We start from the raw sequence: 15,262 nt of genomic DNA on the forward strand, positions 1-15,262 counted from the left end.
ATGCTAATGTGATTCATGGATGGACCCTCTCTTCAAGATGCCGTGTGGTGCCCCATGCACCCAGATGGCGTTGCAAACTCATCTTGGCACAGGGAGGGACGGGTCCATCCCATTTCCTACAAGGTGGCAATTGTCTGATAAGGCTAGAAAAAAAAGCTGTAGGAGCGCTGGTTTCCATCGCGACTGGCGCCGCGAGGCGCCTTGGCGGAGGCCGCGGCGTTACCGGTTATCGCCAACGCCGGGCAACACCGCCGGGAGTCCTTCGGCCTCCAGTCGTGAGCTAAAGCTTCCTCCTACAAGATGGTGTGGCAACGTTGGTGGAGAAAGTCGCTAAGGGAGGGCGAGTTATAACTTATTGACCATCCAAGCTCTTTCAGTGTGGCTCAAAATTGGCCCGATGGCTGATCAAGGTGAGTAATCAGGCAACGTTTTCCAGCGCTCCTTACGCCTGCAAGAAATCGCGCGGTAGCTTCATCATCTGTCGCCACAGCTTCTCGACCCCCGGCTTGTGAACCAGCGAGCAGCGGTACAGACGTATCTCCAGCGGCACATCCCACTTATCGTCACCGGCCCGAACCAGGCGGCCGTTCTTGAGTTCATCGCGAATACAGAAATCGGGTATCCAGGCCAGGCCGACTCCCTGCAAAACCATGCCCTTGAGCCCCTCAGCCATGGCCGTTTCATAGATGGTACGCAGGCGCAGGCGCAAGGGGTCGTTCTTCAACAGCATGCGCACGCTGCGGCCGAGGAAGGCGCCTTGGGTATAGGAGAGATAGGGAATCGGGTCCTGGCTGTCGAGGCAGAACCTTGGTTTCCCCTGCTTGTCCGCGAGACTTACCGGCAGCATCTTGACCTGGCCGATGGAGAAAGAGGGAAAGACCTCAGCATCGAGCTGCATGGTTGCATACTGATCATGATAGGCGAGCATCAGGTCACAGTTGCCCTCGCGCAGCACATGGATCGCCTCCCCCACGTTCATGGCCACCAGTCGCGTCGGCAACTCACCCAGGCCTTCCTGAAGTCGTGAGATCCATTCTGGATAGAAGCTCAGGGCCAGTGAATGGGCGGCGACGATATCCAGGGCTTCGCGAGCCATTGAAACACCGCGCAGGTGGCCCAGGCATTCATTGAGCTGTTCGACGAGATTGCGGGCTGTCACCAGGAACAACTGCCCTTCCGGGGTCAGGTTGATCGGCGTTGTGGAGCGGTCCACCAGCGTGACACCGACAGCCTGCTCCAGCGAGCGGATACGGCGACTGAAGGCCGGCTGGGTGACATGCCGCTGGCGGGCGGACGCGGAAAAACTACGGGTGCTGGCCAAGGCAACGAAATCTTCCAGCCATTTGGTCTCGAGGTTCACCGCAACTCCCGATGACAACATTGACAATAGACATGGACAATAGACATCGATGAAAGCCGCCGATGACGGAACGTCGGAAAGCCATGTCGGCGTTCAGGCAGGACCTAATGTAACCCAGCCACTGGCCGAACCCAAGACGACAGGTAGCAAGAGGTCACTGCACCGGCGCAGTCAGGTAGGCTGCTCGGGAGATGAGCTTTTGCCACAGCGGCCGGCGCTGTAATTCCTCATAACTGATCCGGCGGCAGTCGGAAAAATCCTTTTCGAGCATCAGGCGAACCTCGGCCGCGAAGCGGCGGTCAGGAATGAAGGCCGTGATCTCGAAATTGAGGCGAAATGAACGATTATCGAGATTGACGGTACCCACGGACGCCGCACTGTCATCAATCAGGATCACCTTCTGGTGCAGGAAACCGGGCTGGTAACGATAGACCTTGACCCCGGCACGCACCATGTCGGGCAGGAACGAGAAGGCTGACAGGTAGATCAGCAGGTGATCCGGTCGTTCGGGAATCATGATACGGACGTCGACCCCGCGCATGGCGGCCAGGCGCAAGGCATCCTGGACCCCTTGGTCGGGGACGAAATAGGGGCTCGTCACCCAGAGGCGCTCGTGAGCACTATGGATGGCATGCTGCACCAGCAGGCTGGCGGTCTCCTGCCTGTCGGCCGGACCGGAAGGCACGATCACCACGTTCTGGCACGCCTCACAGGTGACCCGGGGCTCCCAGGTCAAATTGATGACCGTCCCAGTGGCCCAGTGCCAGTCTTCCCAGAAGGCCTCCTGCAACCCAAGTACGCTGGGGCCGGTAAGCTTGAGGTGCGTGTCGCGCCAAGGGCCGTGCCGTGGGTGTTCGCCGAGGTATTCGACGCCGACATTGAAACCTCCCAGCCAGCCTTCGCGCCCATCCACCACCAGTACCTTGCGATGGTTGCGAAAATTGAGCTGAAAGCGATGCTTGAAGCCGCGCGAAGAGCGAAAGGCGCTGACCTCGACGCCGGTATCGCTCAAGTCGCGCAGATAGCCTTCGGAGAGATTTCGGCTACCCATCTCGTCGAACAGGAAATAGACACGCACCCCGCGGTCGGCCGCCTTCTGCAGGTGGTCCTTGAGCTTGTTGCCCAGGGCGTCGTGACGAATGATGAAGAACTGGACCAGCAGGTACTCCTCCGCCGCATCGATGCCGGCAAAGAGACTGGCGAAGGTGGCCTCCCCATCGATCAGCAGTTCGGCTTGATTGCCGCTAGTGAGCGGCATCATCGCCAGCTGCTCCACGGCGCGAACGTCGGGATTACGGGCATCCGCCAGGAAGGGTTCGAGAGGCTGCCGATACTGGGCGAGAATCCGGCGCAGCACGGTGTCACGCTCGCCTCGCGCGGACACATAGCCGTAGAAGCGGGGGCGTCCGAAGATCCAGTAGGCCGGAACGGCGAGATAGGGAATCGTGACCAGGGAGATGATCCAGGCAACGGCCCCCTGCGAGGTTCGGCTGGAAAGCAGAGCCAGGACTGCTGAAACAAAGCCCAGCAAGTGCACCAGAAATATTGCCAGGCCGAAGAGCCAGGATGCCATGATCTCTCCCTGAAAAACAGCGTGCTACAGCATACCTCAGACGAGAGCGGCCCCGCCAGTTGGCGGGGCCGCGGGGGTTATCGCGGAGCGATATCAGGCACGCTCGGCAATGATCTCCTTCCACTTGGCAGGGCCGGTCTGGTGGACCGAGGTACCCTGGCTGTCCACGGCCACGGTGACCGGCATGTCTTCCACCTCAAACTCGTAGATTGCTTCCATGCCCAGATCCTGAAAACCGACGACGCGGGATTTCTTGATGGCCTGCGCTACCAGGTAGGCCGAGCCTCCCACCGCCATCAAGTAGACCGCCTTGTTGTCGCGGATGGCATCGATGGCCGCCGGACCACGCTCTGCCTTGCCCACCATTCCCAACAGGCCGGTCTCTTCCAGCATGGTGCGGGTGAACTTGTCCATGCGCGTCGCAGTGGTTGGGCCGGCCGGCCCAACGACCTCGTCACGCACCGGATCCACCGGACCCACGTAGTAGATGAAGCGTCCTTTCAGGTCGACCGGCAGGCTTTCGCCATTTGCCAGCATCTCGACCATGCGCTTGTGAGCGGCGTCACGGCCGGTAAGCAGCTTGCCATTGAGCAGTAGCGTGTCGCCGGGCTGCCAGGTCAGCACCTCTTCCGGAGTCACGGTGTCGAGGTCGACGCGCTTGACGTTGTCGCCAGCCTCGCGGGAGATTTCCGGCCAGTCCTCGAGCTTCGGTACCGGCAGTGCCGCGGGACCAGAGCCGTCGAGGGTGAAGTGTGCATGCCGGGTGGCAGCGCAATTGGGAATGATCGCAACCGGCTTGTTGGCGGCATGCGTCGGGTAATCCTTGACCTTGATGTCCAGCACGGTGGTCAGTCCACCGAGGCCCTGGGCGCCGATACCGCTCTTGTTGACCTTCTCGAACAACTCGAGGCGCAGCTCTTCGGCACGGTTGGAAGCACCGCGAGCCTGCAACTCCTGGATATCGATCGGGTCCAGCAGCGCCTCCTTGGCAATCTCCATGGCCTTCTCGGCGGTACCGCCAATGCCGATGCCCAGCATGCCGGGCGGGCACCAGCCTGCCCCCATCTTGGGCAGCTGCTCCATCACCCAGTCGACCACGCTGTCGGAAGGATTGAGCATGGCGAACTTGGACTTCGCCTCACTGCCACCGCCCTTGGCGGCCACATGCACGTCCACGCTATCGCCCGGGACGATCTTGTGATGGATGATGGCCGGCGTATTGTCGCCGGTATTCTTGCGCGCCCCGTCGGGGTCGGCCAGCACCGAGGCCCGCAGCACGTTGTCGGGCAGCTTGTAGGCGCGGCGCACCCCCTCGTTGATCATGTCGTCGAGGCTCATGTCGGCTTCCCAGCGTACGTTCATGCCGACATGGGCGAAGACCGTCACGATCCCGGTATCCTGGCAGATGGGCCGGTGACCGGTGGCGCACATCCGTGAGTTGATTAGTATCTGGGCGATGGCATCCTTGGCTGCAGGGTTCTCTTCCCGTTCATAGGCCGCCGCCATGGCGTCGATGAAATCCTTGGGATGGTAATAGGAAATGTATTGCAGGGCATCGGCGACGCTCTGGATCAGGTCATCCTGGCGGATCACGGTCATGAGCAAGGGGCTCCTGGATATTATCGGGATGCCTGCCATGGCGAGAATGGGCACAGACCACGACAGTCTCAACGGTGTCGGATTATACCTCATAGGGTCCTAGCTGACAGTGATGTGCCGCCAAGGTCTAACGGTGTTAGAAAGCAGGAAGATAACGGTATATTGATCTGATCTATTTGCCCGTCATGCCTCTTGCTTCTAGGCTTGCATAGTGGCCGGGAAGGGGCTCAAGCGAATCCAAGGAGAGGATCATGTCAGTCACTGTCAGCGATTTTATCGTGTCACGCATGCATCAATGGGGGGTCGAACGCCTATATGGCTATTCCGGAGATGGCATCAATGGCGTTATGTCCGCACTGCGCCGCGCCAATGGCTCCCCTCGCCTGATCCAGCCCCGCCATGAAGAGGTTGCCGCCTTCCTGGCCTGCAGCCACGCCAAGTTCAGCGATGAGGTTGGCGTCTGTGTTGCAACGTCGGGGCCCGGTGCCGTCCACCTTCTCAATGGCCTTTACGACGCGAAAAAGGACCACATGCCCACCGTGGCCATCGTCGGACAGCAGGCCCGCATGAGCATCGGGACAGACTACCAACAGGAACTCGATCTCATGTCCCTGTTCAAGGATGTGGCTAGTGATTACGTGCAGCAGGTCACAACCCCCTCTCAGGCTCGGCATGTCATCGACCAGGCCATGCGTATCGCGATATCCCGTCGTACCGTTACCTGCGTCATTCTTCCCAACGATATACAGGATCTGCCCATGGAGGATCCCCCCATGGAGCATGGCGCGGTTTTCTCCGGCATGGGTTACCGCTTCCCCCGAGTGGTGCCGGAAGCCGCCGATCTCGACGCGGCGGCCGAGATAATCAACCAGGGCAAGCGAGTCGCCATCCTGGCTGGCGCGGGGGTCAAGCATGCCGTCGATGAACTGCTCCAGGTTGCCGAGTTGACTGGCGCAGGCATTGCCAAGGCGATTCTCGCCAAGACCATGATCGCCGATGACCTGCCTCGGGTGACGGGCTCCATAGGGCTGCTGGGCACGGAGGCCAGTGACAAACTGATGAAGGAGTGTGACACCCTTCTCCTCGTGGGCACACGCTTCCCCTACGTCGAGTTTCTTCCCGAACCGGGCCAGGCGCGTGCGATTCAGATCGACGTCGTTCCCGAAGCGCTGGGCGTACGCTATCCAACAGAAGTCAACCTGCATGGCGATGCGGCCCCTACGCTCTCTGCGCTGGCCCAGCGCCTTAAATCCAAACGCAACCGCAAATGGCGCAAGCAGGTGCAAGGGTGGATCGATGAATGGTGGGAGGTGACGGAAGCGCGCGCCGCCACCCGCGCCGCGCCGATCAATCCGCAGCATGTCTTCCAGAGCCTCTCGCCGCGGCTGCCAGACGATGTCATGCTCGCCTGTGACGTGGGCTCGGCGACCAACTGGTATGCGCGCCATCTCAAGATACGGCAAGGCATGCTGGGGTCTGTCTCGGGTGGCCTGGCATCCATGGGCAACGGCGTGCCCTATCTCATTGGCGCCAAGTTCTGCCATCCCGAGCGCCCCGCCATCGCCATGGTCGGCGACGGAGCCATGCAGATGCTGGGTAACAATGCCCTGATCACCCTGGCCAAGTATTGGCGCGAGTGGCAGGATCCCCGCTGTATTGTATTGGTGCTGAACAACCACGATCTCAGCCAGGTCACCTGGGAGCAGCGCGTCATGGAAGGCGATCCAAAGTTCGATGCCTCCCAGGAGCTGCCCGAGTTTCGCTACGACCAGTATGCCGAATTGCTTGGCTTCAAGGGGCTGCGCATGGAGCATGAGGACGATGTAGACCGGGTTTGGGATGATGCACTGGCGTCCGAACGGCCGGTGGTGATCAACGCCTACACCGATCCTGACATTGCCCCGCTGCCGCCACATATCGAGTTCGAGCAGGCCAAGAGTTACCTCGCTTCTATCGTGAAGGGCGACTCATCCGGTATTCACAGCGCCAAACTATCCGCAAAGCAGATGGGACGTTCTCTATTCAAGCGCAAGAAGTGATGCGGCCGATTCCCCTGAAATACAGTGGGTTTGGGCGAGGGTAACGAGCATGCATGATAACGGTATAATATCACTACCCGGAATTAACCCGGCTGACAGCTTGGACAGCGGTAGAGCCGGCGCGAAGCGACCATCTCGCGCTCTACCACCGTGCCACAGGCGTGACACGGCAGCCCATCACGTTCGAAGGCGGCAAAGCGACATAGCCGCGGGCTCTCTCCCTGACGCCTGGCGGCAATTGCCCACTCGGGGCGATTGGTCACCCCGGCCTGCTCGTAGGCCTGACGGGTTACGTCGAGGATCGCTCGTGCCAACTGCCTCTGCCTAACCTCTGCGAGATCAACGTACCTAGCCCTGGGTGGTAGCCCGGCGAAGAACAGGATCTCGGAACGCAGGTAGTTGCCGATGCCGGCAAACAGCGTCTGGTCCAGCAGCAGCCCGCCCAGGGAACGCCGAGCGAAACGCGCCTCGCCCAGGCGCGACATGGCCTTCTCCAATGTCACGTTGTGAGTCAGCAGGTCAGGCCCCAACCGGGCCAGGAACGGGTGTTCATCGAGCTTATCGAGCGGCCACAGGGAGACATCGGATGCGCTGTAGAGGCTTGCCGAGCGCCCTTCTGCCGTCAGCCGCACGCGTAGGGAACGTTCGGTATCCGGCTCGCGCTCGGCGTCATGGAGCTTCCAGACGCCATAGAGTTGATTGTGGGAGTAGAGTACCCGGTCATCATCGAAACGCGTGAGCAGCGCCTTGCCCCAGCTGTCCACCGCCGTGACCCGATGGCCCACCAGTGAATCGGCCTCGCTGGCCAGGTCGGGAAAAGCGAACCAGACCGATTCCAGTTGACGGCCGGCGAGCTGATCGTGCAGACGATCCGCGGCACGGCGAATCTCTGGGCCTTCAGGCATGTAAGGTTCCTTGCACTGCACCCCTCGGGGCTGATCCGCGGACAGGCCTATGAGGAGGCGCTGTGAACCCTTCCCCGGACGCTACATTCGACATCCATGTCGAATGACCTCCTCTTCGGCCTGCCCACGGCGCCCCTCGCTCAGAGGCGTTCCATGTGGCTTCGCATGTCCATCGATGTAAAGGCTCGAGCGATCCACGTAACCGAGCCGCAGCGCAGCATACCATCAACGTTGCCTTACCCCAGCGCCAGCTGACGCTCCTTCAATTCATGCAGCCGATCACGCAGCCGTGCCGCTTCCTCGAACTCCAGGTTCTGGGCCGCCTCGAACATGGCGTCCTCCGTGCGGGAGACCTCCTTGATCAGTTCACCGGGCGACAGGGCATTGAGATCGTAGATCGCAGCACCTTCGGCAACCTGACGTTCGCCGCGCTTGCGGCCGCCCTTCTTGCCCGGGGTCCGGGAGGTTTCCATGATGTCGGCCACCGAGCGCGTGATCGTGGTGGGGGTAATGCCGTGGGCCGCGTTGTGCTCCATCTGCTTGGCCCTGCGCCGCTCGGTTTCCTCCATGGCACGCCGCATCGAATCGGTCACCCGATCGCCATAGAGAATCGCCTTGCCATGGGCGTTGCGCGCTGCCCGACCGATCGTCTGGATCAGCGAGCGCTCATTACGCAGGAAGCCCTCCTTGTCGGCATCGAGTATCGCCACCAGCGAGACTTCGGGAATGTCGAGGCCCTCCCGCAACAGGTTGATGCCGACCAGCACATCGAACTTGCCAAGACGTAGGTCACGAATGATCTCGACCCGCTCGACGGTGTCGATATCGGAGTGCAGGTAACGCACGCGAACGCCGTGCTCGTCGAGATATTCCGTCAGGTCTTCGGCCATTCGCTTGGTCAGTGTGGTGACCAGCACCCGCTCACCGACATCGGTGCGCAGGCGTATCTCGGAGAGCAGGTCATCCACCTGTGTCGTCGCCGGGCGAACCTCGAGCTCCGGGTCGAGCAGCCCGGTAGGGCGCACCACCTGCTCGACGAGCTGGCCGGCGTGTGCCGCCTCGTAGGGCCCCGGGGTGGCCGAAACGAAGATGGTCTGGGGAGAGATGCGCTCCCACTCCTCGAACTTCATGGGGCGATTGTCCAGTGCCGACGGCAGGCGGAAGCCGTACTCCACCAGCGTCTCCTTGCGGGAACGGTCGCCCTTGTACATGCCGCCAACCTGGGGAACGCTGACGTGGGACTCGTCGATGAACAGCAGCGCGTCCGCCGGCAGATAGTCGAAGAAGGTGGGTGGCGGCTCGCCCGGTGCACGGCCGGACAGATAGCGCGAATAGTTCTCGATGCCGTTGCAATAACCCAGCTCATGCATCATCTCGAGATCGTAGAGGGTGCGCTGCTCCAGCCTCTGCGCTTCCACAAGCCTGTCATGCTTGCGCAGCCACTCCAGTCGCTCGACCAGCTCGCTCTTGATGCGATCCGCTGCCGCCACGATGGTCTCTCGCGGCGTCACATAGTGGCTCTTGGGGTAGATGGTCATGCGCGGCACCTTGCCGCGCACCTCGCCGGTCAACGGGTCGAACAGGCTGATGGTGTCGATCTCATCGTCGAACAGTTCCACGCGTACCGCCTCCTCGTCGGAGTCGGCGGGATAGATATCGATGACATCGCCGCGGACCCGATAGGTACCGCGGCGAAAGTCCATATCGTTGCGGGTGTACTGCAGCTCTGCCAGACGGCGCAGGAAGGAGCGCTGGTCGATCAGCTCGCCGCGAGTGAAGTGCAGCCGCATCTTGAGGTACTGATCGGGATCGCCCAGGCCGTAGATCGCCGAGACAGAGACAACGATCAGCGCATCGCGCCGCTCCAGCAAGGCCTTGGTGGCGGACAACCGCATCTGCTCGATATGCTCGTTGATCGAAGCGTCCTTCTCGATGAAGGTGTCCGACGACGGTACGTAGGCCTCGGGCTGATAGTAGTCGTAATAGGAAACGAAATACTCGATGGCGTTGTCGGGGAAGAACGACTTGAACTCGCCATAGAGCTGGGCTGCCAGGGTCTTGTTGGGCGCCATGACGATGGTCGGGCGCTGCAGCCGCTCCACGACGTTGGCCATGGTGAAGGTCTTGCCAGAGCCTGTCACCCCCAGCAGGGTCTGGTGAGCCAGCCCCGACTCCAGACCGCTGATCAGGCTCTCGATGGCCGCTGGCTGGTCACCGGCCGGCTGGAAGTTCGACTGAAGGCGAAATGGCTTGCTCATGCCGGCTCCGGAATGCGTCAGGCGCCGAGTTGGCGCCTGGGTATGGCGATTTCGATACACCGAACGTTCAGGACTCGGCGTTATCGGTAGTGCGAGTGGTAACTTCCACCGTTGAACTGGTCATCAGGCGATGGATTGGGCACTTGTGACTGATCTCCTCGAGCCGCGCGCGCTGCGCCGGATCGTCGATGCCATGAAAGGTCATCACCACTTCGAGTCGATAGATGCCCTTGCGTTCCTCGCTGTCGTCGCGATTGATCGTCACGCTGACGCCATTCAGCGGCCACTTCTTCCGCTTGGCATACATCTGGGCGGTGATCGCCTTGCACGCACCGAGCGACAGGTCGAAATAGTCATGGGGGTCCGGTGCGCTACCCTCGCCACCGAAGGCCGTCGGCACATCGACGTAGATGTCTTCGAAGCCATCGAGTTCGACCCGCTGGCGAAAAATGCTGTTACGCTCACTGACGATTTCAATGCTCTTTCGCATGAAACGACCTCGGCTGGATTACTGGACTTCGATGGGGAGCTTGAGGGAAAGGACCGCCTTGATCAGGGCCTCCCGGGAGACACGCCCCTGAACATCGGCCCCATGGCGGCCGACCTCGGCCGACTCGACACCATCCAGCATCATCAGCACCGTGGTAATACGATTGACCTGATCGGCGTTCTCCACGCCGCGAAAGCTCAGCGACTGCTGTGCCATAGATGACTCCTGAACCGGCGGATGAGATGGCAGACCTTGGATAGACGAGTTTAGCATGCTACCTACCGGCCGACAGCCGGTTGCATTTCCTTCTCTTTGCCCGCATACCCTATGAATGACAACCAATCTCTTTCCCACATGACGCACCTGGAGCCACCGGCAATGAGTGACTGGATTACCGCCCTGGAGGGGTGGCGCAAGAGTGAGGATCGGGTCGACTTCGACACCCCGGACCCGGCCAGACAGGCACTGGATGCCACCGTCGTCATCCCGCTCATCCATCTGGGTGTGCTCGACGTCATCGGCTCGGGCGCCGGCAAGTTCCTACAGGGCCAGACCAGTGCCCAGGTGGACCTCGCCAATGGTGAGTTCGCCCCCTTGACCTGCTTCTGTACCGCCAAGGGTCGTATGCTGGCCAATGCCCAGCTGTTGCGAATCGCCCCCGATCACTATCGCCTGATACTGCATCGCGGCCTGGTTGGCACGCTACGCTCGCACCTCAAGAAATTCGCTCCCTTCTACAAGTCCGAGCTCAAGATTCGCGACGACCTTGCCCTGATCGGGCTGATCGGCAAGGAGGCCAAGGCCCTGGCCGAGGTACGATTCGACCTCATGCCACCCGCCGTCTGGCACCAGGCCGGCGACGAGAACGTCCAGTTGCTGGCCCATCCCGGGCACCAAACCCGGCTGCTGGCTTGCCTGCCTATCGATGCGGCTCAGGAGATCGTCAATCGCCTGACCCCACAGGCGAGTCTGGTCGGCAACGCCGTCTGGTGTCTCCACGACATCCAGGCCGGGCTCGCCTGGCTTACCCCGCATCATGAGGACGCCCTGCTGCCCCAGATGATCAACTGGGAGGCCCTGGGTGGCATCAGCTTCAAGAAGGGGTGCTATACCGGGCAGGAAGTGGTCGCGCGAGCCCACTTCCGTGGCCAGGTCAAGAAGCGGCTGGCACGGGCACAACTGGAAGGAGACAGGGTGCCGACACTCGGCACCCCCCTGCTCGACGAAAACGGCAAGTCCCAGGGCGAAGTGCTGGCCGCCGAAATGGACGCCTACGGCCAGCCCGAGATCCTGGCCGTGACCAGCACCAGGGAGGAGATCGGGCCACTAAGCGTCGACGTTCAGCCGGTCAAGCTGTTGAAGCTGCCCTACCCCATCGAACGGCTGGATCCGGAAAGCCTGGCTTTGGCAAGCGCCTAGGAAAACCCAAGCATTTGATATAAGCAATTAATGTAAGTACTCAAGACAGCCCGAATAACCGCCTGGCCGTCGCCGTGCTCTGTGCGGCGATCGCCTCCGCTGTTTCGCCGCGTAGTGTTGCCACCATCTCGCAGACCTGAACGATACGTGCCGGTTCATTGCGCTGCCCCTGGTGGCCACATAGCGGCATATCGGGACTATCGGTCTCCAGCACGAAGCCATCCTCGGGCAGGCTCTTCACCGCCCGCCAAAGGCGCTGGGCTCGCTCATACGTCACGGCACCGCCCAGGCCGACCACGAAGCCGAGATCGAGGAATTTCCAGGCCTGATCCGGCGAGCCGGCGAAGGCATGAATCAACCCACCCGCAGGCAGGTCAAGCTGGCGCAACCGTTGGGAGACTTTGTCGTTGGCGTGCACGCAGTGGATCACCACCGGCAGCTGACGCGACTTGGCCAGTCGAAGCTGGGCGTTGAACAGCGCCCACTGGGCATCCAGGCTCTCCTCGAAGCGGGCATCGATCCCGCACTCGCCCAGCGCCCTTACCTCAGGGTGCGCATCGAGCGCCTGGACCAGAGCCTCGACATCCCTTTCCTGGTGCTCGTCCATGAAATAGGGGTGGAGACCCAGGCTGATAGTGACATCGGCTCGCTTGCCCAGCGCCAGCACGGCGGGCCAGCGCTCCCGCGTGGTGCCTGGCACCATGAAGTGCCCGACCCCGACCGCCCTGGCCCGCTCGAACATGGCGTCGCGGTCGTCGTCGAATTCGGGAAAATCGAGATGGCAGTGGGCGTCGATCAGCATCGGCGATACCTCTGTTGCTGGCCTCGAGTCGCAGCTACCCCAGGGACAGCCCTACGCGGAGGCGCTGTAAATCCCTCCCTGGACGCTACCGATGCCCTGCTGCGCTCTCGCGTCCTGCTTCGCTTGCAGGGCCGGTGCTGGCCATCCATGGCCAGCCCGTTCGGAGCAGTGCTCCTCACCCCTGGCATCGGACCTCCGCTTCGGGCTGTCCCCGGCGCTGCTCGAATTCGCGCTTTCCTTCTGCGTGTAGGCTCGATCAAGAGCTAAGTCGCTCGAAGCACGTGGCTTGCAGCCTGTCGCGCTCAATGCTCGCGGGTGGCGGCGAACCGAATATCCGGCCAGCGCTCCTGAGTCATCTGCAGATTGACTCGCGTAGGGGCAATGTAGGTCAGATAGCCGCCACCATCTATCGCCAGGTTGCCACTCGCCTTGCGCTTGAACTCCTCGAGCATCTTGGCATCCTCGCAATAGACCCAGCGGGCGGTCTGCACATTGACCGGCTGATAGACGCAGTCGACCTTGTACTCTTCCTTGAGCCGGTGGGCCACCACGTCGAACTGCAGGGTACCCACGGCACCGAGGATGAGGTCGTTGTTGTCCAGCGGCTGGAACAGCTGGGTGGCGCCCTCCTCCGACAGCTGCTGCAGCCCCTTCTGCAAGGCCTTGAGCTTGAGCGGGTCCTTGAGCTGCACGCGCTTGAACAGCTCGGGGGCGAAGTGGGGAATGCCGGTGAAGCGCATGTCCTCGCCCACGGTGAAGGTATCACCGATCTGGATGGTGCCATGATTGTGCAGGCCGATGATGTCGCCGGGCCAGGCCTCTTCGACATGAGTACGATCGGAGGCCATGAAGGTCAGCGCATCGGCTATCTTGACGTCTTTCTTGATACGCACGTGGCGCATCTTCATGTTCTTGTCGTACTTGCCGGAACAGACCCGCAGGAAAGCGATACGGTCACGATGGTTGGGATCCATGTTGGCCTGGATCTTGAACACGAAGCCGGTGAATCTCGGGTCGGCCGCTTCCACGTTGCGAGTGTCGGTCTCCCGCGGCTGGGGCGGCGGCGCGTACTCGACGAAGCCATCCATCATCTCCCGTACGCCAAAGTTGCCCATGGCGGTTCCGAAGTAAACCGGGGTCAGCTCACCGCGCAAATAGGCATCATGGTCGAACTCGTGTGATGCCCCACGAACCAGCTCGATCTCCATGCGCAGCTCCTCGGCCAGGTCCTCGCCGAGTACCGTGTCGACCTCGGGATTGTCGAGCCCTTCGATGCGTCTGTCTTCGGGAATCCGACTACCCTGGCCCTGGGTGTAGAGATGGATCACATCATTGTAGAGGTGGTAGACGCCCTTGAAATTACGCCCCATGCCGATCGGCCAGGTCATGGGCGCGCACTGGATATCGAGCACTTCCTCGACCTCGTCCATGACTTCGACCGGATCGCGGGTCTCACGGTCCATCTTGTTGACGAAGGTGAGGATCGGCGTGGTGCGCAGACGACATACCTCCATCAACTTGATGGTGCGGGCCTCGACGCCCTTGGCCCCATCGATCACCATCAGCGCCGAATCCACCGCCGTAAGGGTCCTGTAGGTATCTTCGGAGAAGTCCTCATGGCCAGGGGTATCGAGCAGGTTGACGATACGTCCACCGTAGGGGAACTGCATGACGGAAGTGGTCACCGAGATGCCCCGCTCCTGCTCCATCTTCATCCAGTCGGAAGTGGCATGGCGGTCGTTACGCTTGCTCTTCACCGAACCCGCGAGCTGGATGGCGTTGCCGAACAGCAGCATCTTTTCGGTGATGGTGGTCTTGCCCGCATCGGGGTGCGAGATGATCGCGAAAGTCCTGCGCAGCCCGACTTCCCGGGCCAGAGTGGCTTCTGACATCAGTTTTCGATTTCGCCGTCATGGCACCGGCTGAGGGTGCGTGAATGGAATGGCCGCATTCTACGGCTTTGACGGCGGCAGTTGTAGGTCAGCGTCGGAAGTTGTCGCAAGGCGTCGTGTGACAACGGCGGCCCGCATTCAGGGCACCGCCTGGAAAACGCCCAGCATAGAGGTCGTATGGGCATCGTGAGGGCGTCGCCGTCAGACATGCGCAACCCTCCCACAGGAGTAAATTGCAGCGTGACGCTCTGGACGATGGGTCTTACCCAATGGCGCCAGAACCGTCGTGCTCCGCTAGCACCTGAAGTGGCCTTTAACCCATTGCCACTATCATCCACTTGCCCCTCGCCTGTGCGCAGCCGTTGGCGACATTTCGTCACGCCTGCCTTGCTGTGCGAGAACAATAACAAGCGGGAGAAACCCTGATGAATAGACCCACAAACCGTTCCCCATCCGGCCAGCCAACGGCCGGCGCAGAGGGGGTACCCCCCCCGGAAGGCCCTAGCGACCTGATCGAAACCGATTACGTGATCGGTCAGGATAATCTCACCGGTCATTTCAAGATCGGTCTCGACATCCACGGCAAGGTGTTCGGCATTTCTGCGTTGGTCACCCTGTTGTTCGTCCTCCTCACTCTCGCCCTGCAGAGCGAAGTGGAGCCCCTGTTCACGGGGATGCGCAACTGGCTGACCGGCAACCTGTCCTGGTTCTTCCTGCTCTCGGCCAATATCTTCGTGCTGCTCTGCCTCGCGCTGGTGGTCTCACCGCTGGGCAAGGTGCGAATCGGCGGCCTCGATGCCAGGCCTGAAGTGACCCCCTCCAGAGCTGCACAGGCTATAGTGCAGCGATCAGGAGGACAGGATGAACGACGACAACCCCATCAAGCGATGGACCGCGAAGCGCAAGGCTGCCGTGGTCATGGACA

Annotated in this window: 12 protein-coding genes; 3 read left to right on the plus strand and 9 right to left on the minus strand. The window is 61.3% G+C overall.

Annotated elements, in window-relative coordinates; translation table 11 throughout:
- Window positions 1-442: 442 nt before the first annotated feature.
- From DU505_RS21825 to DU505_RS21835, 3 genes are all read right to left on the minus strand, one after another.
- Window positions 443-1,360 (minus strand): LysR family transcriptional regulator, encoded by a 918-nt coding sequence (locus tag DU505_RS21825; protein WP_114481077.1) that lies wholly within the window; start codon window positions 1,358-1,360, stop codon window positions 443-445.
- Window positions 1,361-1,514: 154 nt separating this feature from the next.
- The gene (cls, locus tag DU505_RS21830; protein ID WP_114481078.1) at window positions 1,515-2,933 is read right to left on the minus strand and encodes a cardiolipin synthase; all 1,419 of its coding nucleotides are present in this window, start codon (window positions 2,931-2,933) and stop codon (window positions 1,515-1,517) included.
- Between the two features lie 93 nt (window positions 2,934-3,026).
- Entirely contained in the window at window positions 3,027-4,532 is a 1,506-nt protein-coding gene (locus DU505_RS21835; protein WP_114481079.1) for a fumarate hydratase, read from the minus strand.
- 251 nt (window positions 4,533-4,783) lie between these two features.
- Between DU505_RS21835 and DU505_RS21840 the strand changes: the two genes are divergently transcribed.
- Window positions 4,784-6,571 (plus strand): thiamine pyrophosphate-requiring protein, encoded by a 1,788-nt coding sequence (locus DU505_RS21840; protein ID WP_114481080.1) that lies wholly within the window; start codon window positions 4,784-4,786, stop codon window positions 6,569-6,571.
- 83 nt (window positions 6,572-6,654) lie between these two features.
- On the opposite strand, the gene nei is transcribed toward DU505_RS21840, so the two are convergent.
- From nei to DU505_RS21860, 4 genes are all read right to left on the minus strand, one after another.
- Window positions 6,655-7,476: an endonuclease VIII gene (gene nei / locus DU505_RS21845; protein WP_114481081.1), complete on the minus strand. Its 822-nt coding sequence runs from the start codon at window positions 7,474-7,476 to the stop codon at window positions 6,655-6,657.
- A gap of 236 nt (window positions 7,477-7,712) precedes the next feature.
- Complete coding sequence (uvrB, locus tag DU505_RS21850; RefSeq protein WP_114481082.1) at window positions 7,713-9,734, minus strand: excinuclease ABC subunit UvrB; 2,022 nt, start codon at window positions 9,732-9,734, stop codon at window positions 7,713-7,715.
- A gap of 67 nt (window positions 9,735-9,801) precedes the next feature.
- Window positions 9,802-10,224, minus strand: a complete 423-nt coding sequence (locus DU505_RS21855) for an OsmC family protein (RefSeq protein WP_114481083.1) — start codon at window positions 10,222-10,224, stop codon at window positions 9,802-9,804.
- 18 nt (window positions 10,225-10,242) lie between these two features.
- Window positions 10,243-10,440 carry a hypothetical protein gene (locus DU505_RS21860; RefSeq protein ID WP_114481084.1) on the minus strand — a complete coding sequence of 66 codons (198 nt, stop codon included), beginning with the start codon at window positions 10,438-10,440 and terminating at the stop codon, window positions 10,243-10,245.
- Between the two features lie 162 nt (window positions 10,441-10,602).
- On the opposite strand from DU505_RS21860, the gene ygfZ reads away from it, so the two are divergent.
- Window positions 10,603-11,643 (plus strand): CAF17-like 4Fe-4S cluster assembly/insertion protein YgfZ, encoded by a 1,041-nt coding sequence (gene ygfZ, locus DU505_RS21865; protein WP_114481085.1) that lies wholly within the window; start codon window positions 10,603-10,605, stop codon window positions 11,641-11,643.
- A gap of 40 nt (window positions 11,644-11,683) precedes the next feature.
- Here the strand turns inward: ygfZ and DU505_RS21870 are convergent, their stop codons facing one another.
- Window positions 11,684-12,445: a TatD family hydrolase gene (locus tag DU505_RS21870; RefSeq protein ID WP_114481086.1), complete on the minus strand. Its 762-nt coding sequence runs from the start codon at window positions 12,443-12,445 to the stop codon at window positions 11,684-11,686.
- Window positions 12,446-12,747: 302 nt separating this feature from the next.
- The gene (locus tag DU505_RS21875) at window positions 12,748-14,337 is read right to left on the minus strand and encodes a peptide chain release factor 3 (protein ID WP_114481087.1); all 1,590 of its coding nucleotides are present in this window, start codon (window positions 14,335-14,337) and stop codon (window positions 12,748-12,750) included.
- 425 nt (window positions 14,338-14,762) lie between these two features.
- Here DU505_RS21875 and DU505_RS21880 point away from each other — a divergent pair.
- A partial coding sequence (locus DU505_RS21880) for a BCCT family transporter (protein WP_181872907.1) occupies window positions 14,763-15,262 on the plus strand: 500 nt, incomplete at its 3' end.

It is taken from the genome of Billgrantia montanilacus (genome assembly GCF_003336675.1).
Classification (GTDB): Bacteria; Pseudomonadota; Gammaproteobacteria; order Pseudomonadales; family Halomonadaceae; genus Halomonas; species Halomonas montanilacus.

What these genes read in the sequence shown, in the direction of transcription:
- cls (WP_114481078.1), bottom strand. Translation starts at nt 2,933, where the DNA reads ATGGCATCCTGGCTCTTCGGCCTGGCAATATTTCTGGTGCACTTGCTG.
- DU505_RS21835 (WP_114481079.1), bottom strand. Translation starts at nt 4,532, where the DNA reads ATGACCGTGATCCGCCAGGATGACCTGATCCAGAGCGTCGCCGATGCC.
- DU505_RS21840 (WP_114481080.1), top strand. Translation starts at nt 4,784, where the DNA reads ATGTCAGTCACTGTCAGCGATTTTATCGTGTCACGCATGCATCAATGG.
- nei (WP_114481081.1), bottom strand. Translation starts at nt 7,476, where the DNA reads ATGCCTGAAGGCCCAGAGATTCGCCGTGCCGCGGATCGTCTGCACGAT.
- uvrB (WP_114481082.1), bottom strand. Translation starts at nt 9,734, where the DNA reads ATGAGCAAGCCATTTCGCCTTCAGTCGAACTTCCAGCCGGCCGGTGAC.
- DU505_RS21855 (WP_114481083.1), bottom strand. Translation starts at nt 10,224, where the DNA reads ATGCGAAAGAGCATTGAAATCGTCAGTGAGCGTAACAGCATTTTTCGC.
- DU505_RS21860 (WP_114481084.1), bottom strand. Translation starts at nt 10,440, where the DNA reads ATGGCACAGCAGTCGCTGAGCTTTCGCGGCGTGGAGAACGCCGATCAG.
- ygfZ (WP_114481085.1), top strand. Translation starts at nt 10,603, where the DNA reads ATGAGTGACTGGATTACCGCCCTGGAGGGGTGGCGCAAGAGTGAGGAT.
- DU505_RS21870 (WP_114481086.1), bottom strand. Translation starts at nt 12,445, where the DNA reads ATGCTGATCGACGCCCACTGCCATCTCGATTTTCCCGAATTCGACGAC.
- DU505_RS21875 (WP_114481087.1), bottom strand. Translation starts at nt 14,337, where the DNA reads ATGTCAGAAGCCACTCTGGCCCGGGAAGTCGGGCTGCGCAGGACTTTC.